A 24,798-nucleotide genomic window follows, 5' to 3' on the forward strand; every position below is an offset into this window, starting at 1 on the left:
GTGGCGTGACTGCCGGATGGCACGGCAAGGCTCGAAGCCGCGACTGAGGTATGATCCGCGCACAAGCCGCTGCTCGGGAAATCGGGGATTGCTCTTTCGTTTCCGTCATTTCCGAAGAACAAGAAATTCATCGAAGACGGGGGGCCGAGGGTGCTGTCGCTGCTTCGCAACGTTGAGGCCATCTCCGCCAGCAGGAACAGGGCAAAACTGCATTACACGCTGCTGCGCACCGTATCCCTGCTCCTCGGCGGCAAGGCCGACGTGGGGATTTTCGCCTGCGCGCCGCAGGGCGAGGCCACGCTCAGGCTGTGTTCCGGTCCGACGATCATGAATTCGGCCCTCGCCCTCTGGCCCCCGCTCCTCGACCAGGTGCGCAGCGACGGCAGGGACATCACCCGCGTCGTGCACGGCCGGGTGTGCGGCGCGCTGATGCTGCAGGCATCGGAACTGGGCGGTGAGCCGCTGATCCTGGCCTACGGCACCGATCACGGCCCGCAGTCGAAGCCGGCGGACGAGGTGTCGGGCGAGATCGCGGTCCTGGCCCGCATCTACGGCAACCAGATCAGGCTGCTCGACTACAGCGAACTCGACTCGCTGACCCGCCTGCTCAACCGCAAGACGTTCGACGAGACCTTCGACCGGCTGCTGACGCCGCCCACCCCCGATGATGACGAGGTCATGGACGAGCGCCGGCATGCCGCACAAAACGACAGCCCGGCCTGGCTTGCCGTGATCGACATCGATCATTTCAAGCGGATCAACGATTCGTTCGGCCATCTCTTCGGCGACGAGGTTCTGCTGCGCATGGGGGAGCTGATGCGCAAGACCTTCCGCAGCGGCGACCGCTTGTTCCGCTTCGGCGGCGAAGAGTTCGTCGTCCTGCTCAACGCACCGGACGAAGCGCAGGCGCTGGCCACGTTCGAGCGCTTCCGGGTCTCGGTGGAAAGCCACCCCTTCCCCCAGGTCGGCACGGTGACCTGCTCCATCGGCTTCACCGCGGTGGCGGAAACGGACGTGCCGACCGACGTCGTCGGCCGCGCCGACGAAGCGCTCTATTTCGCCAAGGACAACGGCCGCAACCGGGTTTCCTGCTACGAACGACTGCTCGGCGATGGCCTCATCGCCAGGAAGGAGGAAGCGCCGGCCGGAACGGACTTCGACATCGACGCGCTGTTCGACCTCAAATGACGCCCCGCCCACTATGACGCCCCGCCCGCTGCGTCCGCCCGGCAGGACGTCGGTCCTCTCGAAGCGGCGCGGCACATCCGTCCGGCGGAAAATCAGGGAGACCGGGGCGGGTCAGACCGGTGCGTGGTCGCGCTCGGCCTCCCATCCTTTGCACGCCAGCGCCACCGTGCGCGGGACAGGGCGTACACCGGTGCGGTACTGGCTGACCGTGCGGCGCGTCAGGCCGATGGCCTCGGCGGCCGCATTGAGTGACAGATGATTGCGCTCCTGCCAGCGGCGGAACTCCAGGGCGTCGGTGCGACCCCGCTGCTCGAGCGCCATCTCCATGAGGCGGTCGGAACTCATCTCGGCATCGTCGTCCCACACGACCGTCCACCCGTAGTCGCCGACGCGGACGGCAGCGAACTGCTCGGCATCGGCGAGGTGACTCATGGCGCGGCTACCCGCGATGAGTTCCGACAGATCGACCTCGATGAGATTGCCGCCGACGTATTCAACGCGCAGACGGCTCCCCGGCAAGGCGGCGACGGCGGCGATGCGGTAAGCAGTTTTGCTCATGGCTTCTCTCCTCTATCTTCGGGGTTGTCGAGCCGTTTCCATTCGGCGCGGATTTCGGCTTCGTGAGCAACGACCCACGCGGCAGCGGCGTTGAGGACGGCTGCCGGAACTTTCTGGTGCGCATTCAGCGCGCTGCCGTCGAGATAGACCACCGCCATGCCGTCAGGATGGACGACATGCACATGAACGGGAGCGTGCTCTCCGTTGAGCACCTTTATCATCCAGTTCGATTCCGCGTGTATTTTCGCCACGGCCCGATGCTAGGGCAAATTTTGCCCTAAATCAAGGAAGTAGCCGCGCACATCCAACCCGATGGCGGTGCGACGACCTGGGCACCTCGACCTCCGTCCGTGGGGAGGAATCGGGCGCTATTTCTCCGGCCCGTACAGAAGTGAGCCTCGGCCGCGCGCCCGGCCAGCGCCGCGTAGCGTCCGAGGGGCGGTGAACTATAGTGAAAGCCCGGCCGCCGACGTGGATGTTGCCAGGGGGAGATCGGGGACCAGACCCCGGCGAGGGGGCATCGACGACACGGGCCGCCCCCGCCCGGCAGAGAGAGGAGAAGCATCATGATGGTCGCACGCTGGAGCATCGACGCGCGCTTCGGCTACAAGGCCGAGGTGGTCGACGCCTTGCAACGCTGGATGAGGGAAATCGGCAGCCAGATCGGCTGGAAGGCGGAAAACGTCCGCATCCTCACCGGCTCGGTCGGCACGCGCGAGGCCACGGTGCAGGCCGAGATCCTGATCCGCGACCTCGCCGAACTGAACGCCGCCTGGGACAGGCTCGCCACCCTCGATACCCACAAGCAGTGGAGCCAGGACCTCGAACCTTTCGTCGTCTCCGGCTCGCCGCGCTGGGAAGTGCTGCGCGTGGTCGGCTGAGCCCCCATGGAACGGAAAGGCGCCAGGCCTTCCGCCACACCGCTACACCGCGACTTTGGCTGCCAGAAAATGCGTCTGCGTAGCTGCGGCAGCCCTGGACGTAGGGGCGACCCGCCGGGTCGCCCCTACAGCGCCGTCCGGACGGATGCCCTGATATAAAAGGGATTAAGGCGTAGGAGCAGGGCTGCCGCAGCCACCCATAGTGGAGAAATTAGGGTCTGTCCCCTATTTCGCCCACAAGCAGTGGAGCCAGGACCTCGAACCTTTCGTCGTCTCCGGCTCGCCGCGCTGGGAAGTGCTGCGCGTGGTCGGCTGAGCCCCCATGGAACGGAAAGGCGCCAGGCCTTCCGCCACACCGCTACACCGCGACTTTGGCTGCCAGAAAATGCGTCTGCGTAGCTGCGGCAGCCCTGGACGTAGGGGCGACCCGCCGGGTCGCCCCTACAGCGCCGTCCGGACGGATGCCCTGATATCAAAGGGATTAAGGCGTAGAGGCAGGGCTGCCGCAGCCTCCCATAATGGAGAAATCAGGGTCTGTCCCCTATTTCGTTCTACGCCGCGAAAGACAAGGCCCGCCGGGGACAACCTCGGCGGGCCTTGCGGTCAAGCTTAGAGAAATTGGGGTCTGTCCCCTATTTCATACTACGATCTCAGCAAACTCCGGCTGCAATACAAGTACCGCCAATTGTCCATTGAATAGGAGCAGTAACTCCATTAGGAGTCAAAGTATACGTAAGGCTGTCCACAGCGTTTGAACCTGTCGCCGTAATTACCCCTTCATCCACTGCAACGGAGGCAACAACACCAGAAGCACCAGCTGCCGCCGGGATACCGCTACCACCAGAATCCACACCAGCCAACGCTGTAATTCTTCCCTCTTGAGCGGCCACTTCAAAAGCCAGTTTATAAGGTGCAGTCGCCAAAATCACCTCTGAAAATTTTGCCTTCTTTGTATACGTTTGATAGGCCGGCAGCGCCACCGCCGCCAGAATCCCGATGATCGCCACCACGATCATCAGTTCGATCAGGGTGAAGCCCTGTTGCATCTTTTTCATCTTCCTTCTCCTTGAAGGGTTTGTACCCGGTGACATTTCCGCCGCCAGCCGCGCTGCGGCCCGCGCCTCGGCTTGTACAGAGCAAACCCCGTGCCATGCCCGCCGGAGGTGGTTTTCAGGACGGCTGGCACACTCGCCCGTGCCAGACCCCGCGCGCGGGCGCGCCAGCGCCGCGCTACACTGTGTCCCTTCCCCGCCCCCTCCCGCCCCCTCCCGCCCTCTCCCGTCTCGCCCCGCCATGGACGCTATCCGCCTCGACACCGCCGCCGCCCTCACCGGCCTGAGCAAGCGCACGCTGTGGCGGCGGCTGGCCGGCGGCGCGCTGTGCGCGGTGGACGGCGCCGCGGGCGAAGCCACCCGGGTGCGGCTCGACGAAGTGCTAGCGCTGTCGCCGCTGCGCCTGGAGGCCGAAGCGCGCGGCATGATCCTCGACGCCGACCGCGGCGCGGCGCCGGCGCAGTGCGAGCTGGCGCTGCTGCTGCTGGAACACGGCTGGGTGACGGCGGCGGTGGCGTGGCTGGAGAAGGCCGCGCGCCAGCTCGACGCCGAAGCGCTGTACTGGCTCGGGCGGTGCACCCTGGCCGGCACCGGAATGGTTGCCGACGAGACCGCGGGCATGGAATGGCTGCGCCAGGCGGCGCGCCGCGGCCACGTCATCGCCCCGCAGCTGATGCGCCACCTGCAGGACCCGGCACGGCCGGCGCAGAGCCCGGCGGAGCTGGCGGCAGCGCTCGATGCGATCGAGCGCACGGTGGTGCTGCAGGCACTGCGCGACACCGCCGCCCCGGCCTGAAGCCGGCGGCGCGGCAGCGCGCGCTCAGTCCAGCACCAGGGCCAGCGCCAGGGGCAGGAAGGCGATCGCGGCGAGGTTGCCGATCAGCACCATCGAGGCGACCTTGGCCGGCTCCTGGCGGTAACGCTCGGCGAACATGAAGTTCAGCACCGCCGGCGGCAGCGCACCGAACACCAGCAGCATCGCCTGCTCGCGCGCGGGCAGCTCAATGAGCTGCAGCACCAGCCAGGCCAGCGCCATCCCGATCAGCGGGCGGGCGAGCGCGCCGAGCACGCCGATGCCGATTTCGCCGATGCGCGAGTCGGCCAGGCGCACGCCGAGGCCGAGCAGCATCAGCGGAATCGAGATCTCGCCCAGCATGCGGATCGCCATCAAGAGCGGCGGCCACACTTCGAAGCCGGTGAGGCTGACCGCCAGCCCGAGGAGGGTGGCGAACACCGAGGGCACGCGCCACACCGTGTGCAGGCGCGCACGGTGGTCGAGCAGCCAGGCGCCGAAGGAGAAATGCGCCAGGTTGGAGACCATGAAGATCACCACCATCGGCGCCAGCGCGGCATCGCCGAAGGCGAGCACCGCGAGCGGCAGACCGAGGTTGCCGCAGTTGTTGAACATGATCGGCGGCACCAGGGTCTTGGGCGCGATCCCGGTGGCGCGCGCGAGCCCCCACGCCGCCGCCCCCGAGCCCGCCACCACCAGCGCGGTGGCGGCGATCAGCGGCAGGTAGGCGCTGACCTCGAACGCCTTGCCGGCGAGCGCGGCGAAGATCAGCGCGGGGACGAAGACGTCCATGTTGAGCTGGTTGGCGTGCGCCAGGTCGGGCTTCATCCGCCGGCCGACGAAGTAGCCGAGCGCGGTGATCGCGAACAGCGGAAACAGGATGGAGACGATTCGCAGCAGCATGGGGTCGCGCTCGACAGGGCCGCTTCGGGGCGGAAACGCAGCCGGGCCGGCCGCGCAGGCCGACCCGGCAATCGGAAACGCGCGCAGCGCGCGGCTTAAAGCACGTAGCGCGCCAGGTCCTCGCGCTGGGCGAGCACGTCGAGGCGGCCGTCCACGTAGCCGGCGTCGATCACGACCTTGCCCAGGGCGGCGCTCTTGCCGGCTTCGAACGAGATTTCCTCGAGGAGCTTTTCCATCACCGTGTACAGGCGGCGGGCGCCGATGTTCTCGGTCTTCTCGTTGACCTGGAAGGCGATCTCGGCCAGGCGGCGGATGCCGTCGGCGGTGAATTCGAGCGCCACGCCGTCGGTGGCGAGCAAGGCCTGGTACTGGCGGGTGAGGCAGGCGTCGGTGCTGGTGAGGATGCGCTCGAAATCGCCCACCGACAGCGAGCCGAGCTCGACGCGGATCGGGAAGCGGCCCTGCAGCTCGGGGATTAGGTCGCTCGGCTTGGACAGATGGAAGGCGCCGCTGGCGATGAACAGGATGTGATCGGTCTTGATCATGCCGTACTTGGTCGAGATCGTCGTGCCTTCGACCAGCGGCAGCAAGTCGCGCTGCACGCCCTGGCGGGAGACGTCGGCGCCGTGGGCGTCGCTGCGCGCGGCGATCTTGTCGACCTCGTCGAGGAACACGATGCCGTTCTGCTCGACCGCGCGCAGCGCGTCGAGCTTGACTTCCTCATCGTTGATCATGCGCGCGGCCTCTTCGTCGGCGAGCAGCTTCAAGGCCTCGCGGATCTTGAGCTTGCGCTGCTTCTTCTTGCCCCCGCCCATGTTCTGGAACATGCCCTGGATCTGCTGGGTGAGCTCCTCCATGCCCGGCGGGGCGAAGATCTCGGCCTGCATCGAGGGCGCGGCGAGTTCGATTTCGATGTCCTTGTCGTCGAGTTCGCCCTCGCGCAGCTTCTTGCGGAATTTCTGCCGGGTAGCGGAATCGGGCGCCGGTTCGGCCGCGGCATCGAAGCCGACCGCGCGTGCCGGCGGCAGCAGGGCGTCGAGGACGCGGTCTTCGGCGGCGTCCAGCGCGCGGTCGCGCACCGCCTTCATCGCCCGCTCGCGGCCGTCCTTGACCGCGATTTCCATCAGGTCGCGGATGATGGTGTCGACGTCGCGCCCGACGTAGCCGACTTCGGTGAACTTGGTCGCCTCGATCTTGATGAAGGGCGCATGGGCGAGGCGGGCGAGGCGGCGCGCGATCTCGGTCTTGCCGACGCCGGTGGGGCCGATCATGAGGATGTTCTTGGGGGTGATCTCGCTGCGCAGCGGCTCGTCGACCTGGGCACGCCGCCAGCGGTTGCGCAGCGCGATGGCGACGGCCTTCTTGGCCTTGTCCTGGCCGACGATGTGCTTGTCGAGTTCGGAGACGATCTCCGGCGGGGTCATCTGGGTCATGGGGGTGCCCTCAGTCCAGCACTTCGATGGTGTGGTGGTGGTTGGTGTAGATGCACAGGTCGCCGGCAATGCCGAGCGCCTTGGAGACGATTTCCTTGGGCTCGAGCTCGGTGTTCTCGACCAGCGCGCGCGCCGCGGCCTGGGCGTAGGCGCCGCCGCTGCCGATGGCGACGATGCCCTGCTCGGGCTCGAGCACGTCGCCGTTGCCGGTGATCACCAGAGAGTGCTCGCGGTCGGCGACCGCGAGCATCGCTTCGAGGCGGCGCAGCATGCGGTCGGTACGCCAGTCCTTGGCCAGTTCCACCGCGCTGCGCAGGAGGTTGCCCTGGTGCTTGTCGAGCTTGGCCTCGAAGCGCTCGAACAGGGTGAAGGCATCCGCCGTGCCGCCGGCAAAGCCGGCCAGGATCTGGCCGTTGTACAGGGTGCGCACCTTGCGCGCCGACGCCTTGATGACGATGTTGCCCAGGGTGACCTGGCCGTCCCCGCCGAGGGCGACGCGCTTGCCGCGCCGGACCGACAGGATAGTGGTGCCGCGATATTGTTCCATGACGATTCCTCGCCGGCCGGGTGCCGGCGCCGTGTGACTGCGTAAACCCGCAAGTATGCGCGATACGGCAGCGGGAGGAATAGGCCGGCGCGCACGGCCCAGTGCCCGGGCAGGCGGCGCGCGGGAAACCATATTTCGGTAAAAATGCTTTCACAACAAGCATTAAGCTTTGCGCAAATAGAAATATCAAGATTTGCAACAGGTCATGCACCGGCCGCGCGCGCTCGGCTAGAATGCGGCGATGCACCCGAGAACCACTCGCGCCTCGGCCGACGCCAGCACCCCGTCCGCCGCCGCGCCGCACTTCGTCCTGCCGGTCCGAGTCTATTACGAGGACACCGATGCCGGCGGCGTCGTGTACTACGCCAACTACCTGAAGTTCTGCGAACGCGCGCGCACCGAATGGCTGCGCGCGCTCGGCGTCGGCCAGCAGGCGCTGCTCGCCGGCGAAGGCATCGCCTTCGTGGTGCGTTCGCTGCATGCCGACTACCTGGCTTCGGCCCGGCTCGACGACGCCCTCGAAGTCGTCAGCCGCATCGATACCCTGCGCCGCGCCAGCCTGCAGTTCGACCAGCAGGTACGCCGCGGCGACGAACTTTTGTTCAGCGCCCGGGTGCTTGTCGCCTGTGTCGATCTGCGCCGCCAGCGCCCGGCGGCGATTCCCCCATCCCTCCACGCCCTTCTCCAAAGCCCAGCATGACCGTCACCCACGATCTTTCCATCCTCAGCCTGATCAGCCAGGCGAGCGTCCTCGTCCAGCTCGTCATGGCGCTGCTCGCCGGCCTGTCCCTGGTGTCGTGGTACTGGATCTTCCGCAAGTCGTTCCAGATCCGCCAGGCGCGCAGCAACACCGACGGCTTCGAGCGCGACTTCTGGAGCGGCGGCGACCTCAACACCCTGGCCGAATCCGCCGGCCGCCATCAGGCCGAGGGCATGGAACGCATCTTCGAGGCCGGCTACCGCGAATTCACCAAGCTGCGCACCAAGGGCCACGACCACGGCGCCACCCTCGACGGCGCGCGCCGCGCGATGCGCGCCACCTACCAGCGCGAGATCGACGACCTCGAGGCCCACCTCGCCTTTCTCGCTTCGGTCGGCTCGGTGTCGCCCTACATCGGCCTGCTCGGCACCGTGTGGGGGATCATGAACTCCTTCCGCGGCCTCTCCAGCGTCGGCTCGGCCACCCTCGCCCAGGTCGCCCCCGGTATCGCCGAAGCCCTGGTCGCCACCGCGATCGGCCTGTTCGCGGCGATTCCGGCGGTAGTGGCGTACAACCGCTTCGCCCACGACATCGACCGCCTCGGCATCCGCTTCGAGAGCTTCATGGAAGAGTTCTCCAACATCCTGCAGCGCAACCTGCGCTGAGCGGACGGGAGAGCACAGCCCCATGCGACAGCGCCGCCTGATGAACCAGATCAACGTCGTGCCCTACATCGACGTGATGCTGGTGCTGCTGGTAATCTTCATGGTCACCGCGCCGATGATCCAGCAAGGCACGATCAACGTCCCGTCCGCGGGTGCGGGCACCCCCCCGCCGCAAGCCGAGGCCATCTTCATCGAGGTCAAGACCGGCACGAGCGGGGGGCTAGCGCTAGCCCTGCGCCCCAGCACCAGCGGCAATTCGCTCCCGATCCGCAATGATCAGCTAGAAACTGCCCTGAAGGACGCAATCGCGAAGAACCCGGAGCAGACCTTCCTCGTCGCAGCCGAAAGCAAACTCGAATACCAGAAGGTAATCGACGTACTCGAGACTGCACGCAGCGCCGGGGTGCGCAAGATCAGCCTCGTCACCCAGAGTGCGACGACCGCGAAATGAGGGATCACCCAGCACCATCCCGCCGTGAGGCGCCCGGCAAGTGGCAGTCACTAGGACTGGCCTTGGCTGTCCACGTGGGGCTTTTCCTGTTTCTGTTCTTCGGCGTGCGCTGGCAGAGCCCGCCACCGGCCGCGCTTGAGGTAGGGCTGACCTCAATGCCCGCGCAAACCGCCCTCCCCGCCGCACGTCAGCAGCCGGAACCGAAACCCGAACCAAAGCCCGAACCGAAACCGGAGCCCAAGCCCGAACCGAAGCCTGAGCCGAAGCCTGAGCCGAAGCCCGAACCCAAACCTGAGCCCAAGCCCGAACCGCCCAAGCCCGTGCCGGCCCCCAAGCCCGAAATCGTGACCAAGGCGCCGGAGAAAAAGCCCGAGCCCCCCAAACCCGCGCCGAAGCCCGAACCGAAGCCCAAGCCCGAACCCAAGCCGAAGCCCGAACCCAAGCCCGAGCCGAAGCCGAAACCGGAACCCAAGCCCGAGCCGAAGCCGAAACCGGAACCCAAGCCCGAGCCCAAGCCGCAGCCCAAGGCGGAACCGAAACCCGCTCCCCAGCCGGTCCAGGACGACTACATGGCGCAGCGCCTGGCGCAGGAAACCCGTCGCGCCGAGGAGGCCCGCCTCGACAACCTGCTGCGCCAGGAAGGCGCGCGCGCCGCCGCGGCGGGGAGCGCAGGCGACGTGGACCGCTACCGCGCAGCGATCGCCGGCAAGGTGCGCGGCAACCTGCTGCGTCCGCCCGGCCTGGCCGGCAACCCCGAAGCGGTGTTCGAGGTCGACCAGCTGCCCAGCGGCGAAGTGCTCAACGTGCGCCTGAAGCGCTCGTCGGGTGTGCCGGCGCTGGACGATGCGATCGAGCGCGCGATCCGGAGATCGAGCCCCTTGCCGCTACCCGAAAACCGCAACCTGTTCCAGCGCACGCTGGAGCTGAAATTCCGCCCGCTGGCGGACGATTGAGTCCGCCATGTCTATAATCCGCGGCTGGAGCCGAACCACCATGAAGAATCCCCTTTCCGCCTTCCGCCTGCTCGTCGCCACCTTGCTCGCCGGCCTCGCATTCGCCGCCCACGCCCAGCTCTCGATCGAGATCACCGGCGCCGGCGCCGCGCGTTTCCCGGTGGCGATCCCGATCTTCGAAAACGAAGGCCGCCTGCCGCAGAGCGTAACCGACGTGGTGCGCGCCGACCTCGAGCGCAGCGGCCTGTTCAGCCTCGTCGACCTCGGCCCGCTGCCGCTGCCCGAGGCGGTGCGCCCCGATCTCGCCGCGCTGCGCGGGCGCGGCGCCGACGCGGTGCTGACCGGCACCCTCGCGCCGCTCGCCGATGGCCGCTACGAAGCGCGCTTCCGCCTCTTCGACACCCAGAAGCAGCTCGAGCTGGGGGCGATGGCGCTGCCGATGAGCCCGGCGCAGAACCGCCTCATCGGCCACCGCATCGCCGACTTCGTCTACGAGAAGCTCACCGGCCTGCCCGGCTACTTCGCCACCCGCATCGCCTACGTGGTCAAGACCGGGCCGAACTTCGAACTCCAGGTCGCCGACGCCGACGGCATGAATTCCGCCACCGCGCTGCGCTCGCGCGAGCCGATCATCTCGCCGGCGTGGTCGCCCGACGGCCAGCGCCTGGCCTACGTCTCCTTCGAGCAGAAGAAGCCGATCATCTACGTCCATGCGCTGGCCACCGGCCAGCGCCGCGTGGTGGCCAACTTCAAGGGCTCGAACTCGGCCCCGGCGTGGTCGCCCGACGGCAGCCAGCTCGCCGTGGTGCTGACCAAGGACGGCCAGTCGCAGCTCTACGCGCTCGGCGCCGACGGCTCCGGCGTGCGCCGCCTGGCCCAGTCCTCCGGCATCGACACCGAGCCGTTCTGGGGTACCGACGGCCACATCTACTTCACTTCCGATCGCGGCGGCAGCCCGCAGATCTACCGCATTCCCGCCAGCGGCGGCAACGCCGAACGGGTGAGCTTCGACGGCAACTACAATGTTTCGCCGCGTCTGTCGGGCGACGGCAAGCTGCTTGCCTTCATCACCCGCAACGCCGGCCGCTTCCAGGTGGCCGCGCTCGACCTCGCCAGCCGGCAGACCACGATCCTCACCGATTCGGCACGCGACGAATCGCCCAGCTTCGCCCCCAACGGCCGCATGATCCTCTACGCCACCGACAGCGGTGGCCGGGGCGTGCTGTCGGCGGTGTCGACCGACGGGCGCATCCGTCAGCGACTGACGGTGCAGGCCGCCGATGTCCGCGAACCCGCCTGGGGTCCGCAGATCCGGTAACGACAACGCGGCGCAAACGCCGCACCCCTCTGCTGTCTTCACAACACAAGTACTGGAGCACTCTCATGAAGAAACTCGCCCTCCCCGCCCTGCTCGCCCTGGCCCTCGCCGCGTGCTCGAGCACCGGTCCCGAAACCACCGGAGCTTCGGTCGAAGACCGCGGCGCCGGCGTCGCCACCGTGACCGCCCCGGGCGCTGCGGGTAGCGGCATCGCCGCGCTCACCGACCCCAACAACATCCTCTCCAAGCGCAACGTGTTCTTCGACTTCGACAGCTTCGTCATCAAGCCCGAAGCCCGTCCGCTGATCGAAGCCCACGCCCGCTTCCTGGTGCAGAACCCGCAGATGAAGATGCTCGTCCAGGGCAACACCGACGAGCGCGGCAGCCGCGAATACAACCTCGCCCTGGGCCAGAAGCGCGCCGACGTCGTCAAGCAGGCGCTGATGCTGCTGGGCGCGCGCGAAGCGCAGATCGAGTCGGTCAGCCTGGGTGAAGAGAAGCCGCGTTGCGACGACCGCACCGAGGCCTGCTATGCCCAGAACCGCCGCGGCGAAATGCTCTACTCCGGCGAGTTCTAAAATGAAGCGCCTTCTGCCGCTGGCGGCATTCCTCACCTTCGCTTCCGTCGGCCCGGCGCACGCCCAGCTGTTCGGGGGCGACACGGAAGCCCGCAACCAGATCCATCAGCTGCGCCAGGACGTCCAGGGCCAGCTCGAAACCACCGGCCGCGGCCAGCTCGAACTCGCGATGCAGAACGAGCAGCTGCGCGCCGAGGTGGCGCGCCTGCGCGGCCAGATCGAGTTGCTGACGAACGAGGTGGAAACGCTCAAGCAGCGGCAGAAGGATTTCTACGTCGATCTCGACGCGCGTCTGCGCCAGATCGAAACCGGCGCCCCCGCCGCACGGGCGGGCGGCGACCCGGCGGCGGAGTCCGCCGACTACGAGGCCGCCCTGAACCTGCTCAAGGAAGGCAAGCACCAGGACGCGCTCACCGCCTTCGACACTTTCCTCACCCGCTACCCGAACGGCAGCTTCAGCGCCGGCGCCCACTTCTGGGCCGGCAACGCCGCCCTCCAGGGTCGCGATACCGCCAGCGCCAACAAGCATTTCAATGCCGTGCTGCAGAACTGGCCGCAGGACAACGTCGCCCCCGACGCCATGCTCGGGCTGGCCAACAGCCAGCAGGCGATGGGCGATGCCGCCGCCGCACGCCGCACGCTGCAGGGCTTGGTCGAGCGCTACCCGCAGAGCAACGCCGCCCAGGTCGCACGCCAGCGCCTGAGCGCCCGCTGAGCGCATGCCGCCGATCGAGACCGGGGCGGACGCCACCGTCCGTCTGCGCATCACCGAAATCTTTGCCTCGCTCCAGGGCGAATCGAGCCGGGTCGGGCTGCCCACCGTCTTCGTCCGCCTCACCGGCTGCCCGCTGCGCTGCACCTGGTGCGATACCGCCTACGCCTTCAGCGGCGGCAGCCCCCGCAGCGTCGACGACATCCTCGCCGAAGTCGCCCGCCATGGCCTGCGCCACGTCTGCGTGACCGGCGGCGAGCCGCTCGCGCAGAAGGGCTGCCCGGCGCTGCTCACCGCGCTGTGCGACGCCGGCCATTCGGTGTCGCTGGAGACCAGCGGCGCGCTCGACATCGGCGGCGTCGATGCGCGCGTGTCGCGCATCATGGACCTCAAGGCACCGGGCTCGGGCGAAGCCGCGAAGAACCGCTACGCCAACCTCGCCCTGCTCAACGCGCACGACGAACTCAAGATCGTGCTCGCCGATGCTGCCGACTACGAATGGGCGAAGCGGCAGATCGCCGAGCACGCCCTCGCCGAACGCTGCCCCGTGCTGCTGTCGCCGGTGGCGGGCAGCCTCGCCCCCGCCGAACTCGCCGGCTGGATCGTGCGCGACCGCCTCCCGGTGCGCTTCCAGCTGCAGCTGCACAAGATCCTGTGGGACGACGCCCGCGGGCGCTGAACGCCCTCGCCGCCCTGCGCTGCCGGGCCCACGGCAGCCGGCTCCGCCGGCCGTTTCCGACTTCCTGGAGCCTCGCCTCATGAACACGCCTCCCCGCGCCGTCGTCCTTCTCTCCGGCGGCCTCGATTCCGCCACCTGCCTTGCGATCGCCCGCGACCAGGGATTCGAGACCTACGCCCTGTCGGTCGCCTACGGCCAGCGCCACGCCGCCGAACTGACCGCCTCGAAGCGGGTCGCCGACGCCCTCGGCGCAAAGGAACACCGCCTGGCGCGGGTCAACCTGGGCCAGTTCGGCGGCTCGGCGCTCACCGACCCCGCCATCGCCGTGCCCGAGGACGAAGGCGCCGTGGGGGAGTCCGCCATTCCAGTCACCTACGTGCCGGCACGCAACACGGTGATGCTGTCGATCGCGCTGGCCTGGGCGGAAGTGCTCGGCGCCAGCGACATCTTCGTCGGAGTCAACGCGGTGGACTATTCCGGCTACCCCGACTGCCGCCCCGAGTTCATCGCAGCCTTCGAGGCCATGGCCAACCTCGCCACCCGGGCGGCCGTCGAAGGCGCCCGCCTGCGCATCCACGCGCCGCTGATCGCGCTGTCGAAAGCGGACATCATCCGCCGCGGCAGCGCGCTCGGCGTGGACTACGGCCTCACCGTGACCTGCTACCAGGCCGACGACGCCGGCCGCGCCTGCGGCCGCTGCGAGGCCTGCCGCCTGCGCGCCGCCGGCTTCACCGCCGCCGCCATCGACGACCCGACGCCCTACCAGCCACCCCTCGCCTGAAGCACACACGCGCTGCAGACGGCATTCCGCTGTTGACGCATCGACAGCCATCCACTATGATTCGCGCTCGTTTTTCGGGTCGTTAGCTCAGTTGGTAGAGCAGCGGACTTTTAATCCGTTGGTCGCAGGTTCGAGTCCCGCACGGCCTACCAAGAAAATCAGGCACTTAGGCCAATCCTTCGGGGTTGGCCTTTTTGCTTTCCGGCCTCATGTAGCCACCATGTAGCCAAATCCGGGCAGTGTAGCCACCGCGCAGCCACGCGGCCGGCCTCGCTGGTGCAGCGTGCGAACTCTCCCAGCGCCAGCGGTCAAGCGGGTCCTTCCGAGCCGTCCCCGCCGCGGGTAGTTCGAACCCCGGCGCTCCGCCAGCGCCAGAAAGTTGCCAGGGGTTAATCGGGTTAAGTTTCTGCGGCGGCGGCCTTCACTGCCTGCCCAGCTCGCGGGGCGCAACCAGCACATGCATTAACAGAACCCCCCTTGGAATAATTCTCAATTAGCCAGAGGGCACGGTTCGAATTACCCGCGGCGGGGACGGCTCGGAAGGACCCGGAAGCCTCCCGGCCTGGTGCAGCAGGATGGGGCGGCGATGCGGAAGGCTGCCGCACCCATTCCACCGCGTCAGCTCTTCCCGCTCCAGCGGCGGCGGGCGAACTCGGCCAGCAGCACCGCTTCGGCCTGGTCGTGCGTCGGTCCTTTGGGTCGAGGCCAGCCAGCCAGGCCGGGCACAAGGTCGATTGCCTTCCTGATGCTCTCGGCCTTGTCGCTGGTCAGGCCGAAGGCGCGCTTCCAGGCCTGCGGGGCCGCGTAGTCGGTCGGCACCGCCAGCGCGGACAGCACGCCTTCCACGGCTCCGAAGGCACGGCCGAAGGTGAAGATGCTCGGCGCACCCTGTCCGGGCCGGCTCGCTACCTGCTCCAGCACGCACAAGGCGAAGGGCGCGCCGCCGGTCGCTTCGGTGATGCCCTCCAGCCAGGCGCGGACTTCGCGGCCCGACACGCGCCGGCTCTTGCCGTGCGGCTCGGTCGGCATCGTCACCACGTCGACCAGCCGGCCGGCGTCAGTCAGCACGGCCAGCGCACCAGATAGACCGGGGTCGATACCCAGGAAAAGGCGGGCGCTCATGCCGCAACCCCTCCCAGCATCGGCGCGAGGCGGTGCCAGATGCCGCGCACGGCTTCCACGTCTCCGGCGCAGTAGGTCGCCACCCGTTCCAGGTCGCCGGCCTTCCACCACTGCCACGCTTGCGAGCCGTTGCCCTCGGCCTTCGGGTCGGGCAGCGCCAGGGCACGGCACAGGGCTTGCAGGCTGATGCGCTCGCGGTAGCCTGCCCACGCCATCATGCTGCAGCCGTATTCCCTGCCGGCCCGGGCATTCGGGCCGGGCAGCGGGAAGGGCGGGCGCAGGCCGTGCACGATACAGCGTCGCCACAGGAAGCCCAGGTCGAAGGCGGCATTGTGCGCGATGAAGTACGGCGCATCCGGCCAGATGGTGCGGCCTTCGGCGCTGGTGACGGCTCCGGCGGCGGTCCAGTCCTGCACCACCTCGAAGAAGCGGCGCAATAGCTCGGCTTCGGCCTGGTCGGTCGTGCGGGTCAGCACCAGCGGGGGCGCGTCGTCGTCGCGTGCAAGCCCGATGGCGATAACCTGCCCGGCGGCTCCGTCCAGGGCGGTGCGGCCGATGGCCTCCAGCGCGGCGGCTTCGCCCTCGGTCTCGTGCCAAGCGGCAACAGTCTCGGGCTTCTTGTAGTTGGCCGGCGGGCGGATGCCGGCGCGGATTGCGGCAATGGTGTCCGCGTCCTCGGTCGGCGCGGTCTCGATGTCCAGATAGATGATGGTCATGGCTTGGGTCTCCAGGCGCACGCCAGCCCGTGCGGGCCGGCGGCGCGTTGTGTGGGGTCAGAAGGGGATGTCGTCTTCGAAGTCTGCGAAGCCAGCGCCAGCGGGTGCATACGTCTGCGCAGGGGCGGCGGGGGCCGGGGGCTGTGCGCTCAGGGCTGGTGCAGGGGCGGGCCTCGATGCGACCGGCGCAGGCAGGCTCACAGACTTGGGCGCGCTGGCGGCCTGGTACTCGGGCGAGGCGCTGATGGTCTCCTGCAGGCGCGAGGACAGCCCGGCAAAGACGTTCCAGTCTGGCGCGGACAAGTCGAACAGCACGGCCGCGTCAGCCAGCTCGGGCGCGCTCATGCCCTTCGGGACGGGCGACACGCTCAGGATGTTGGCGTACTGCTTGCCGGCGCGCTCGATGTGCACCAGATTCAGCATGCAAGGCGCGTTCAGCAGCTTCCCCACATTAAAGGCGCGCAGCTCTTCATCGGTGAAGGCGCGGCCTCGCCACTGCTCCAGGAAGGCGCGCAGTTGCGCTTTCTTGTGCAGGCTCGCGGTCATGCGGCGGCTCACCCGGTGCGGGGTGCCGTCGCTGCGCAGCTCGGCAAGCTCGAACGTCAGCAGGATTTTCGGCTGCGTCTTGGTCTCGCCCTGGTAGGTCGATTCCTGCGAACCCAGGTCGATGACGGCGCAGCAGCGGGCAGCGGTCGCGCCAGCGGGGGGAAGCTCGAACTCGGTCGAGTCGGTTGCGGTGATGGTCAGTGCCATTTCAGATGCTCCAGAAGGGGGAATGGTCGGCTCGGTCTTGGTCTCGGTCTGGTGGTGTTCATCCTGGTCACGGACCAAGGGCCGGATGCAGCCGGAAGCCGGCGCAGCTCTCGCCCTGGTCGGCGGGCAGTCGGCGCAGCGGGTGATGCTCGCCATAGGCCGGCAGCAGGTCGGGCCGGTCGGCGCTGGCGCAGTAGCCGAGGGCACGGCCGGGGCGGGCGAAGTGGGCGCACCAGCGGCAGCGGGGCGGGGTCGAGTGTTTTCCCGTTTTTCCCGTTTCGGTCCGTTTCGGGAACTCCGGGATTTCCCGTTTTTCCCGCCCCCCGTATACGGGGCGGGAAAGAACGGGACGAACGGGAAGGGTTTTCAGGAAAGCCATATCCACCCCTCCGCGTGCCCCAGGTTTCCACGGCCCACTAGTCCGGTGATGGCGGCTTGCGCTCGCTCCCGGCGGCGCTTGGGTTCGCAAGGCAGCGCATTGCCGGCTGCGGTCGTTGCGGTCTCCAGCGGGATGCAGGGGCGGCCGGGCGGGGCGGAAGCCATGCCATAGGCGCGGGCGTCCTTCAGGGCGGCGGCGATGGCATCGAAGGCGAGGCGCATGTTTCCACCACCGGGCAGCGCCACCCGGCGCAGCGCATCGGCGGCGCGCTCTTCTGGCGCGACCACGCAGGACGTAACCGGCTCGCCGTCCTCGTCGGTCTCCAGCTCCACCACCTCCAGGCGGAAGGGGTGCGCGTCTCCGTCGCTGCCGTCCTTGCTCTTGGCGGTGCGCCACTCCCGCCGGTCGTCGGTGCGCGTTACCTCGATGGCGGCGTCCAGCGCACCAAGCAGGGAGGAATGCCCACGCAGCCCCTTGGTGCTGTCCTTGCCGGTGTGATGCACGGCCAGCACCAGCCCGCCAAGCTCGGCTTGCAGGGCCTTCAGGGCGGCGATGACTTCGCCCATGTCGGCGCTGGTGTTCTCGTCCATGCCGGGCGCGGATGCGGCCAGGGTGTCGATACACAGCACGCCGCCGGGCTGGCCGGCGGCGCGGGCGGCGCTGATAATGTCGGCGCGGTCTTGGGGCTGGCGCAGGTCGAGGGGGGCCAGAATGAAGCGCATTGCATCCGCGATGCCGTGCCGGGCCTGGTGCGCGCGGACTCGTTGCGCGATGCCGGCTTCGCCTTCCAGGCCGATGTAAAGCACAGGGGCGGGCTTCACCCGGCAGGCGAACCAGTCACGGCCGGCGGCGATGGCGGCCAGCAGGTCGAGTGCGAGGAAGGACTTTCCGCACGATGGCGGGCCATAGAAAGCGGCGATGCCCTCCAGCGGCAGCACGCCACGCACGCGCCAGCGCACAGGGGGGCGGCTCACCAGCTCGGCTGCGCTCACAGGGCGGAAGCGTTGCGGCGGGGTGCGCTCGGTCTTCAGCAGTTCGGCCAGCCCGTCGAGGCCGTGCGCGGCGGCGTAGTCGTTGGCGTCGTAGTTCGGCGGGCAACTCTCGGGCAGCGCTACCCAGGCCACCGGGCCACCGATGCCGGCGGCAATCGCTGCGGCCTGGTGCTCGGCTCCCCGGTCGGGGCACAGCACGAGGCGCAGGCCGGGGTAGTGCTGGCGCAGGGCGCGGGCGATGGTGTCGAGATTGCCCTTGCCGAAGCACGCCACCGCAGCGCGGCCGGTCGCTTGATACAGGCTCGCAGCGGTCGCCACGCCTTCGGCCAGATACGCCACGCCACCCGCGAAGGCTTCGGGGCTTGGGCGGCCTTCTGGCGCATCCTGGTGCACCGCCAGCGCACCACCGGCAATGCGGCAGCCGGGCAGGCTCAGCTTCGGCGGACCGGCCTCGGGGCTCACCAGTTGCAGGCTTTGCAGCTCGCCACGCTCGATGTTCCAGACAGGCAGCGCCAGCCAGCCGGCGCAGTCGTGCCCGGCGATGGTCAGGCCGGCCGATGCAATGCGCAGGCCATCGGGGGCGATGCCCTTGCGGGTCAGGTAGTCATGCGCGGCGGGGGCGGGCTCAAATCGGCTCCAGAGGGCGGCAGGGTCGGCGAACGTACCCTTGCCCTCCCGGCGGGGCGTTTGCGGCTCCTGTGCCGTTCTGGCGCGTTCTGAGCGGTCCTCTGTCTGTCGGTTGACTGGTCGACTGTCAAATACAGGATGGACCGGAGCCGGGCTCCCGTCGGTCGTGTCCTGCCATCCAGCGGCGCGGGCAGCAGCAAACAGCGTCCCCGCTCCGATGCCTTCGCCCTTCATGCTGTTCCAGGTCGAAAGACAGTCCGATTCATCGCGGTAGTTGCCGGCGGTCTCACTCCAGGCGTGCCAGTCCTCGAAGGCGAGGCCGGCGGCCTTCGCGGCCATGCCCAGGCGCACCCATTCCGGGCGCGGGCATCCGGCGTCCAGGCTCCACAGCGCGGACCGGGCGCGCTCAAGCTCGCGTCCGGGGTCGAAGTCTCGGGGCTTCATCATGCGAACCACGGGACGGCGCGGGCGAAGGCGTCAGCCGTCAGCATCGCAGCGAGGGCGAGCCACGCGGCGAGGTCGGGCCGGATGAGGCCGGCTTGGTGCGGGCGCGAGGGGCGGTCGAGGCGATAGCGGGCGATGTGGGCAGCTTCGCCATTGGCAAGCGTCACCGGCACGCGCTCGGTCTCGATGCGCCAGCCCAGGCCACGCAGGACATGCACGGCGGCGGCCAGTCGCCAGCCTCCGGCGTCGTCGAGGAATTGGCGCTGGTCGAGGTCTCCGCGTTTCAACAGCAGGGCGAGGGCTTCGGCCGCCCGGGTGTTCGGGCTGGGCAGGGTCGGCGCTTCGCTGGCGCGCTCCAGGCCGGGCAGGTCGGTTTGCTGCGGGGTAGAATGGGCGCTGGTGTTCGCGCTCGGTACTGCTTCGGCGGGCCGGGCGCTTTTCATTGCGCCACCTCCACCGGACGCGGCGAGGTCAGGCGCTCCACCGCATCGGTAGGCCACAGGAGGCGACCGTTCGGCATCTTGCGCGGACGCAGGCCGAAGTAGTGCCCATCCCTGCACAGTGCAGCGCGCAAGCTCTGCGGCTTCAGGCGCAGTTGGCCGGCCAGTTCTTCAGTCGAGATTCCCATTTCGTTGAACTCCAATCACTCCGCATGTGCGGCATGGGATGCAGTTCAACGAGTTGGGGAAAAGCGGGAAAATCCGGGGTTTCCTCGTGGGGAATTCGGGGGTTACTTGCCGATGGCGCGTAGTTGCCCGGCCGGACTCATGTCGACGGCGGCGGCGGGCGAGGGGCCACCGTACCGGGCGCAGCACTCCGCCTCGATGCTCTCCAGATAGTACCAGCCTCGCTTACCGTCAGGGCTCGCCCCTTCCGGTACGCGGCAGGCTTTCGCCCACAGCTCGGGGCGGTCGAGAGCCGAAGCAAGAGCCTCGAACCTTCGGCCCAGGCGCTTGATGATGGCGGCGCGCTTCATGGGGGTGAGGCTGGCGGGCTCGGCCTCTTTCTGGCGCGCCTCGGCTTGCTCCAGCGGGCGAAGCCATGCGCGGATGTGTTCGCTTGGCTCGATGCCTTGCGCTGCCAGGAAGTCACGGAAAGCGGCGCGCTCGATGACGTGACAGGTAACGGTGCGCTCGCCTACCTTGATGGGTTGAATCACGGTCGGGGGGCGGTCGTCGTTGCAGAAAAGTCCACGCGCCCAGGTCGAGCGGGGCGCGTTCCAGTTCGTGACGGCGCGTCGCTCCATCTCGTTCTCCGTCCTGGTGCGCTCCACGGTCGGCAGGGTGCCGTCCTCGATGTTGGTGCGCAGCGCGTCAAGCAGCGCGGCTTGGTCTCGTCTGGCTCGCTTCTTCTCGGGGTCGGTGCCCTCGTATGGATGTTGCAGCCGGGCGAGGTTTTCGGGCGTGAAGGCGTCGGGCCAGCCGGCGGCGCGCTCTTCGGCGGTCAGTTTCACCCAGGGGGTGCGGACGGCCTTGTTCCACGCTACGTCGGCGGATGCGGACGGGCGCTTCAGCTCCAGGGCTCCCCGCATAGCTGCTCGGTCGGTTCGGTCGGTCATGTCTCGGTCTGCGCTCCATCGTGCGCGCCATCGGAAAGGGTGCCGCCCCAGGCCGGCGATGGTGTCCGGCTCTTCCCCCCGTCGGGGTAGGGGCGGCGTTGGTCGGTTAGGCGGCGTCGAATGAACCTGCGCTCAGTCGACGTAGACAATCGCGCGGCCGTACTTGTCGGCCATCGCATCACGCGCCTGGTCTGCGCGCTCCTTCGAGTAGAACCACGGACTCTTGCGCTCCTTGCCGTCGCGCAGCCACAGCACGCGGAAGCGCTGGATGCCGAACGAGCGCAGCGCGGCCTTTGCAGCGCGACGGGTGTCATTGCGGGTGGTGGTGGTAAGGTTCTCGGTAGCCATGATGTGATTCTCCAGTGATTGCTTCATGGTCAGGGGCGGCGCGGTGTTCCTGCACCACGCGCGCCCCGCTTCATGCCGGCATCCGGCCGGCGGCGGTTCTTCTCGGTCAGGCGGTGCGCTCCAATCGCACCACGGCGCGGCTTCCGGTGGCCTCGGCGTAGCGGGCCAGGGTGCGCATGCTCGGCATGGTGCGGCCACTCTCCAGGCGGGCGATGGTCGATTGCGTCGTGTGCATGCGCTCGGCAAGCTCGGATTGCGTCAGGCCGGCGCGGGCGCGGGCGGCGATAAGCTCGCGGGCAAGGTCGAACTCCGGCGCTTGCGCGCCGTACTCGGCGCGGGCTTCGGGGTTCGCCAGGATGCGGGCCTTCAGGTCAGCAAGCTCAGTCATCGGTCAGGCGCTCAGGGCCTCGATGACGGCGGCGGGGTTGCGCTCGATGACGTTCAGCAGCACCAGCGCGGGGCCGTGCGGCGTGCGGTCGCCTCGCTCCCAATGGCGAAGGGTTGCCGTCGAGAACCCGAAGCGCGCGGCGAACTGCTCTTGCGTCATGCCCACCTTGGCGCGCAGGGCCTTCACATCCACCGGGCGCGGGCGGCGAATCCGTGTGCCCGGCGCGGGATGCCCTTCGGCATGCTCGATGGCCTCTTGCAGGCCACGCTTGATGCTCTCGAATGCGGTGCTCATGGCTTTAGGCTGCAATCCGCGCCACGGGCGGGCGCTCCTTGGCGCGCAGGCCGGCATTCCACATATCGCGCTGCATCTGCACCCTCAGCCAGAATCCGGGCGTCGTGCCCAGCGCCTCAGTCAGCCTAAGGTCCATGTCGGCGGTGATGGCGGCGTGCCCGTGCAGGATGCGCGAAAGCATCACGCGACTGATGCCGATGTGGGCGGCAAAGGCGGTCACGCTCATATCCATATCTTCCAGCCAGCCGGCCAGTAGTTCGCCAGGGGGTGCGGGGTTGTGCATATCCATTGCCGTGCGCCTCAGTGATAGTCCAGATAGTCCAGCAGCTCCACGTCAGAGCCTACGAAACGGAAGGTCAAACGCCAGTTGGCCTGTACCGTCATCGAAAAGAATCCGGCGCGGTCGCCTGACAATCCGTGCAGTCGCCATGCGGGGCGGGCAAGGTCGGCAGGACCAGCGGCAGCGTGCAAAGCGGTCAGCATCTCGCTCAGGCGCTTGGCGTGCATGGGCTGGATTCCCGCTTGCGTGCCTGTCCTGAAGAAAGCCTCAAGCCCCTTATGGCGAAACGATGTAATCATAGCCCGTATATTACCGCTTTACAAAACAGCCGGCAAAACCACTCACGCCACCACGCGCAGCGCGGGCGCGGTCTCTTCCTGGTGCGCCTGCTCGATGCCGGCCTGCTCCAGAATCCATGCTTCAATCTTCGTGTGCCACTGGCGCAGCAGGTCAATCGGTCGCACGCGGTAATGCTTCTCAGCGGTCGCGCTCGGCTTGTGGCCTTGGATTTGCGCCACGATGCCGGCGGGCACTTCGCACCACTCGGACAGGCTGCCGAAGCTGCGGCGCAGGCCGTGAATCGTCAGCGGCGGCAGGCCGGCGTCCCTCAAGGCGCGGTTGTGCGCAATGCGCGGCTCTTGCAGGCGGCCGGATGCGGCTGTCTTGCTGGCGAACACCCAGGGCGAAGGCTCCCAGGCATCAAGGTCGTTGCGGGTGCGCTTGCCGTGAAGGATGCGATGCTCGGGCGGCGGGGTGTCGTTGCGGCGCTTCAGGTCTTGCAGCAGGCCGGCGACATAGGGCGTCAGCGGGATGGTGCGCTCGCCTTCCACCTTGTCGCGGATGATGATTTTGCTCCAGCGGAAGTCGACGTCGGTCCATCGCATTTCGGCCACTTCTTCGCGGCGTGCGCCAGTCAGCAAGGCCACTTGCAGATAGGCGGCCTGCACCGGGTTGGGGATGGCGCGCACGTGCTCGAACCAAGGGCGCAGCATTTCGCGTTCCAGTGCGTCCTGCTTGGCTTGGCGCTTGGGCAGTTCATCGCGGGCGATGCGGCCGGCGCAGGCGTCGGCGTGAATCTGTCCCTGGTACTCGGGGCGGTCGGCGCACCAGTTGAGGAAGGCGCGCAGCAGGCGGAAGGCGAGCGCGGCTTGCGTCGGGCGCTTGGCGGCGTCGTCCTTCAGGAAGGCGCGCACGGTCTTGGCGTCGATTCTGGACAGCGGCAGCGCCAGCAAGGGGCGCAGTGCTCCGGGCTGGGTCTTGCCGTCCTTGGTCGTCTTGCGCCCGCGCGTGATGGTCTCGCCCCCCGCTTTGCTCAGGTTCAAGTGGTCCTGGTAACTGCGTTCGCCCCACTTCGGGCGGCGGGCCTCGATGTATGCCTCCCAGGCCACGAGCGCGGGTTCCTCGGTTCGGCGCTCTTCCTCACGCCGGGCTTCGGCGGCGGCGATGCGCTCGCGCTTCTGCTCTCGCGGGTCGTTACCCTGGTCAATCTCGGTTTGCAGGCGGCGGGCCTCGGCGCGGGCGCCGTCGAGGTTCCAGGCGCGAACGTCCCCGATGGTCACGCGGATGGTTTGCCGGTTCAGCTTGCTCTCGAAGATATACGACTTCGCGCCAGCGGTCGCACGCACGGCAAGGCGCGGCGCTTCGGAGTCCAACAAGAAAACCTGTTTTGTTCCCTCGGGGCAGGTGAAGCGGCGGATTCTTTCGGGGGTCAGGCGCTCGCGTTGCATGCTGGCGACTCCGGCTAGTTTGGCTACATGGGCGGTTCCGTGTAGCCACGGTGTAGCCAGATTCTAGCAATATCGCTCAACGCTCATCAATGCGTGAAGTCAGAAACAAGCGTAAAAACATGTGGTTTAGCGTTTTTCGTGCATATCCTTCAACCCCGAAAAATACAATGTCTTGCGGACTTTTAATCCGTTGGTCTCAGGCTCGAGTCCCGCACGGCCTACCAAGAAAACAAGGAAAATGCCCCGGCTTCGGCCGGGGCATTTTCCTTTTCCGCCCCCGACTCCGGTCGATCACCGGACCGGATGCTGCGCTGCAAAAAATCGCATGGACGCAGGGCATAAAAAAGCGTATAGTCTTTCGCTAATGTCCAGAAAGATTGATATACGCGCATTCAATCCTTCGACCGACTTTCCGGGCCTGCCGGCCAGGCTCGCGCTCACAGCCTCCGTACCGAGCCTCGATCCCCCGTAACGCAGCGCGCTCACTCTGCCCCGCACGCTGCTCACATCCGGTGCGCGTTTTATGCACCGCCGTACCGGACTTCGCCGGCCCGCCGTTCATGGTGCCGATACTGCCAGGCCGCTCGCCGCACCGATCCACATTGCGGCGCCCGGCCTCTGGCTCGCTCCCGGCGGAAGCGAGCCCGCCCGGCACTGCGCCCGATCGCGCGGCGCCGGCACAACGACAAGGAGCCCCGACATGGCCAAGGAAGAACTCATCGAAATGCACGGATCCGTTACCGAGGTGCTGCCCGACGGCCGCTACCGCGTCACCCTCGACAACGGCCACAACCTCATCGCCTACTCCGGCGGGAAGATGCGCAAGCACCATATCCGCATCATCGCCGGCGACAACGTGTCGCTGGAAATGTCGCCCTACGACCTGAGCAAGGGCCGCATCACTTTCCGCCATCTTCCCGGCCGCCCGGCCGGCAGCGCAGCGACTACCGCCCGCCCCGCACGGCGGCGCTGACGGCG

32 protein-coding genes and 1 tRNA gene are annotated in these 24,798 nt (G+C 68.0%); 14 read left to right on the forward strand and 19 right to left on the reverse strand.

Going from position 1 to position 24,798, the window contains the following annotated elements:
* Window positions 1–150 precede the first annotated feature (150 nt).
* A complete protein-coding gene (locus Tharo_RS14505; protein ID WP_107221806.1) occupies window positions 151–1,188 on the forward strand; it encodes a GGDEF domain-containing protein in 1,038 nt (345 codons plus the stop codon).
* Window positions 1,189–1,299: 111 nt separating this feature from the next.
* Here the strand turns inward: Tharo_RS14505 and Tharo_RS14510 are convergent, their stop codons facing one another.
* Both Tharo_RS14510 and Tharo_RS14515 read right to left on the reverse strand, forming a co-directional pair.
* Window positions 1,300–1,746, reverse strand: coding sequence for a DUF2442 domain-containing protein (locus Tharo_RS14510; RefSeq protein ID WP_107221807.1), 447 nt, complete (start codon window positions 1,744–1,746; stop codon window positions 1,300–1,302).
* Window positions 1,743–1,967: a DUF4160 domain-containing protein gene (locus Tharo_RS14515; RefSeq protein WP_107221808.1), complete on the reverse strand. Its 225-nt coding sequence runs from the start codon at window positions 1,965–1,967 to the stop codon at window positions 1,743–1,745. Before Tharo_RS14515 ends, Tharo_RS14510 begins: the two co-directional genes overlap by 4 nt.
* Window positions 1,968–2,312: 345 nt before the next feature.
* On the opposite strand from Tharo_RS14515, the gene Tharo_RS14520 reads away from it, so the two are divergent.
* Entirely contained in the window at window positions 2,313–2,627 is a 315-nt protein-coding gene (locus Tharo_RS14520) for a hypothetical protein (protein ID WP_107221809.1), read from the forward strand.
* Window positions 2,628–3,277: 650 nt separating this feature from the next.
* Here the strand turns inward: Tharo_RS14520 and Tharo_RS14525 are convergent.
* Window positions 3,278–3,682 carry a pilin gene (locus tag Tharo_RS14525; RefSeq protein ID WP_107221810.1) on the reverse strand — a complete coding sequence of 135 codons (405 nt, stop codon included), beginning with the start codon at window positions 3,680–3,682 and terminating at the stop codon, window positions 3,278–3,280.
* Window positions 3,683–3,920: 238 nt separating this feature from the next.
* On the opposite strand from Tharo_RS14525, the gene Tharo_RS14530 reads away from it, so the two are divergent.
* A complete protein-coding gene (locus tag Tharo_RS14530) occupies window positions 3,921–4,475 on the forward strand; it encodes an SEL1-like repeat protein (protein ID WP_107221811.1) in 555 nt (184 codons plus the stop codon).
* Between the two features lie 24 nt (window positions 4,476–4,499).
* Here the strand turns inward: Tharo_RS14530 and Tharo_RS14535 are convergent, their stop codons facing one another.
* The 3 genes from Tharo_RS14535 to hslV all read right to left on the reverse strand — a co-directional run bounded on the left by Tharo_RS14535 (window position 4,500) and on the right by hslV (window position 7,355).
* Window positions 4,500–5,375 (reverse strand): AEC family transporter, encoded by an 876-nt coding sequence (locus Tharo_RS14535; protein WP_107221812.1) that lies wholly within the window; start codon window positions 5,373–5,375, stop codon window positions 4,500–4,502.
* Between the two features lie 95 nt (window positions 5,376–5,470).
* Complete coding sequence (gene hslU, locus Tharo_RS14540; RefSeq protein ID WP_107221813.1) at window positions 5,471–6,808, reverse strand: ATP-dependent protease ATPase subunit HslU; 1,338 nt, start codon at window positions 6,806–6,808, stop codon at window positions 5,471–5,473.
* Window positions 6,809–6,818: 10 nt separating this feature from the next.
* Window positions 6,819–7,355, reverse strand: coding sequence for an ATP-dependent protease subunit HslV (gene hslV / locus Tharo_RS14545; protein ID WP_107221814.1), 537 nt, complete (start codon window positions 7,353–7,355; stop codon window positions 6,819–6,821).
* A 241-nt stretch (window positions 7,356–7,596) separates the two neighbouring features.
* On the opposite strand from hslV, the gene ybgC reads away from it, so the two are divergent.
* From ybgC to Tharo_RS14595, 10 genes are all read left to right on the forward strand, one after another.
* Complete coding sequence (gene ybgC / locus Tharo_RS14550) at window positions 7,597–8,055, forward strand: tol-pal system-associated acyl-CoA thioesterase (RefSeq protein ID WP_107221815.1); 459 nt, start codon at window positions 7,597–7,599, stop codon at window positions 8,053–8,055.
* Window positions 8,052–8,720: a protein TolQ gene (tolQ, locus tag Tharo_RS14555; RefSeq protein ID WP_107221816.1), complete on the forward strand. Its 669-nt coding sequence runs from the start codon at window positions 8,052–8,054 to the stop codon at window positions 8,718–8,720. Before ybgC ends, tolQ begins: the two co-directional genes overlap by 4 nt.
* A 22-nt stretch (window positions 8,721–8,742) precedes the next feature.
* Window positions 8,743–9,171 carry an ExbD/TolR family protein gene (locus Tharo_RS14560; protein WP_107221817.1) on the forward strand — a complete coding sequence of 143 codons (429 nt, stop codon included), beginning with the start codon at window positions 8,743–8,745 and terminating at the stop codon, window positions 9,169–9,171.
* On the forward strand, window positions 9,168–10,124 hold the full coding sequence (locus tag Tharo_RS14565; protein WP_107221818.1) for an energy transducer TonB: 957 nt from the start codon (window positions 9,168–9,170) through the stop codon (window positions 10,122–10,124). The genes Tharo_RS14560 and Tharo_RS14565 overlap by 4 nt, the downstream gene beginning before the upstream one ends.
* A 40-nt stretch (window positions 10,125–10,164) precedes the next feature.
* Window positions 10,165–11,442, forward strand: a complete 1,278-nt coding sequence (gene tolB, locus Tharo_RS14570) for a Tol-Pal system beta propeller repeat protein TolB (RefSeq protein WP_107221819.1) — start codon at window positions 10,165–10,167, stop codon at window positions 11,440–11,442.
* Window positions 11,443–11,507: 65 nt separating this feature from the next.
* Entirely contained in the window at window positions 11,508–12,020 is a 513-nt protein-coding gene (gene pal / locus Tharo_RS14575) for a peptidoglycan-associated lipoprotein Pal (RefSeq protein ID WP_107221820.1), read from the forward strand.
* A gap of 1 nt (window position 12,021) precedes the next feature.
* Window positions 12,022–12,735 carry a tol-pal system protein YbgF gene (gene ybgF, locus Tharo_RS14580; protein WP_107221821.1) on the forward strand — a complete coding sequence of 238 codons (714 nt, stop codon included), beginning with the start codon at window positions 12,022–12,024 and terminating at the stop codon, window positions 12,733–12,735.
* 4 nt (window positions 12,736–12,739) lie between these two features.
* Complete coding sequence (gene queE / locus Tharo_RS14585; protein WP_107221822.1) at window positions 12,740–13,411, forward strand: 7-carboxy-7-deazaguanine synthase QueE; 672 nt, start codon at window positions 12,740–12,742, stop codon at window positions 13,409–13,411.
* A gap of 79 nt (window positions 13,412–13,490) precedes the next feature.
* Window positions 13,491–14,192 (forward strand): 7-cyano-7-deazaguanine synthase QueC, encoded by a 702-nt coding sequence (queC, locus tag Tharo_RS14590; protein WP_107221823.1) that lies wholly within the window; start codon window positions 13,491–13,493, stop codon window positions 14,190–14,192.
* Between the two features lie 76 nt (window positions 14,193–14,268).
* Window positions 14,269–14,344: transfer RNA gene (locus Tharo_RS14595), tRNA-Lys, on the forward strand.
* A 466-nt stretch (window positions 14,345–14,810) separates the two neighbouring features.
* Here Tharo_RS14595 and Tharo_RS14600 read toward each other — a convergent pair.
* The 13 genes from Tharo_RS14600 to Tharo_RS14660 form a co-directional block, all read right to left on the reverse strand.
* Window positions 14,811–15,314, reverse strand: a complete 504-nt coding sequence (locus Tharo_RS14600; RefSeq protein WP_107221824.1) for a RuvC family protein — start codon at window positions 15,312–15,314, stop codon at window positions 14,811–14,813.
* On the reverse strand, window positions 15,311–16,030 hold the full coding sequence (locus Tharo_RS14605) for a 3'-5' exonuclease family protein (protein WP_107221825.1): 720 nt from the start codon (window positions 16,028–16,030) through the stop codon (window positions 15,311–15,313). Before Tharo_RS14605 ends, Tharo_RS14600 begins: the two co-directional genes overlap by 4 nt.
* 57 nt (window positions 16,031–16,087) lie before the next feature.
* Window positions 16,088–16,783, reverse strand: a complete 696-nt coding sequence (locus tag Tharo_RS14610) for a phage replication initiation protein, NGO0469 family (protein ID WP_107221826.1) — start codon at window positions 16,781–16,783, stop codon at window positions 16,088–16,090.
* Between the two features lie 366 nt (window positions 16,784–17,149).
* Window positions 17,150–19,228 (reverse strand): AAA family ATPase, encoded by a 2,079-nt coding sequence (locus Tharo_RS14615; RefSeq protein ID WP_245880917.1) that lies wholly within the window; start codon window positions 19,226–19,228, stop codon window positions 17,150–17,152.
* Complete coding sequence (locus Tharo_RS14620; RefSeq protein WP_107221827.1) at window positions 19,225–19,668, reverse strand: helix-turn-helix domain-containing protein; 444 nt, start codon at window positions 19,666–19,668, stop codon at window positions 19,225–19,227. Before Tharo_RS14620 ends, Tharo_RS14615 begins: the two co-directional genes overlap by 4 nt.
* On the reverse strand, window positions 19,665–19,853 hold the full coding sequence (locus Tharo_RS14625; protein WP_170110018.1) for a DNA-binding protein: 189 nt from the start codon (window positions 19,851–19,853) through the stop codon (window positions 19,665–19,667). Before Tharo_RS14625 ends, Tharo_RS14620 begins: the two co-directional genes overlap by 4 nt.
* Window positions 19,854–19,955: 102 nt before the next feature.
* On the reverse strand, window positions 19,956–20,783 hold the full coding sequence (locus Tharo_RS14630; protein WP_159051712.1) for a hypothetical protein: 828 nt from the start codon (window positions 20,781–20,783) through the stop codon (window positions 19,956–19,958).
* A 132-nt stretch (window positions 20,784–20,915) separates the two neighbouring features.
* The gene (locus Tharo_RS14635) at window positions 20,916–21,131 is read right to left on the reverse strand and encodes a hypothetical protein (RefSeq protein WP_159051713.1); all 216 of its coding nucleotides are present in this window, start codon (window positions 21,129–21,131) and stop codon (window positions 20,916–20,918) included.
* A 106-nt stretch (window positions 21,132–21,237) separates the two neighbouring features.
* Window positions 21,238–21,519, reverse strand: coding sequence for a helix-turn-helix domain-containing protein (locus tag Tharo_RS14640; protein WP_107221831.1), 282 nt, complete (start codon window positions 21,517–21,519; stop codon window positions 21,238–21,240).
* A gap of 3 nt (window positions 21,520–21,522) precedes the next feature.
* Complete coding sequence (locus Tharo_RS14645; protein WP_107221832.1) at window positions 21,523–21,813, reverse strand: helix-turn-helix domain-containing protein; 291 nt, start codon at window positions 21,811–21,813, stop codon at window positions 21,523–21,525.
* Window positions 21,814–21,817: 4 nt separating this feature from the next.
* Complete coding sequence (locus tag Tharo_RS14650) at window positions 21,818–22,102, reverse strand: HigA family addiction module antitoxin (RefSeq protein ID WP_107221833.1); 285 nt, start codon at window positions 22,100–22,102, stop codon at window positions 21,818–21,820.
* 11 nt (window positions 22,103–22,113) lie between these two features.
* On the reverse strand, window positions 22,114–22,392 hold the full coding sequence (locus Tharo_RS14655) for a type II toxin-antitoxin system RelE/ParE family toxin (RefSeq protein WP_107221834.1): 279 nt from the start codon (window positions 22,390–22,392) through the stop codon (window positions 22,114–22,116).
* Window positions 22,393–22,434: 42 nt separating this feature from the next.
* Window positions 22,435–23,820, reverse strand: coding sequence for an integrase family protein (locus Tharo_RS14660; protein ID WP_107221835.1), 1,386 nt, complete (start codon window positions 23,818–23,820; stop codon window positions 22,435–22,437).
* Window positions 23,821–24,520: 700 nt separating this feature from the next.
* Here Tharo_RS14660 and infA point away from each other — a divergent pair.
* Complete coding sequence (infA, locus tag Tharo_RS14665) at window positions 24,521–24,793, forward strand: translation initiation factor IF-1 (RefSeq protein WP_107221836.1); 273 nt, start codon at window positions 24,521–24,523, stop codon at window positions 24,791–24,793.
* Window positions 24,794–24,798: the final 5 nt, after the last annotated feature.

The organism is Thauera aromatica K172 (assembly GCF_003030465.1).
Classification (GTDB): Bacteria; Pseudomonadota; Gammaproteobacteria; order Burkholderiales; family Rhodocyclaceae; genus Thauera; species Thauera aromatica.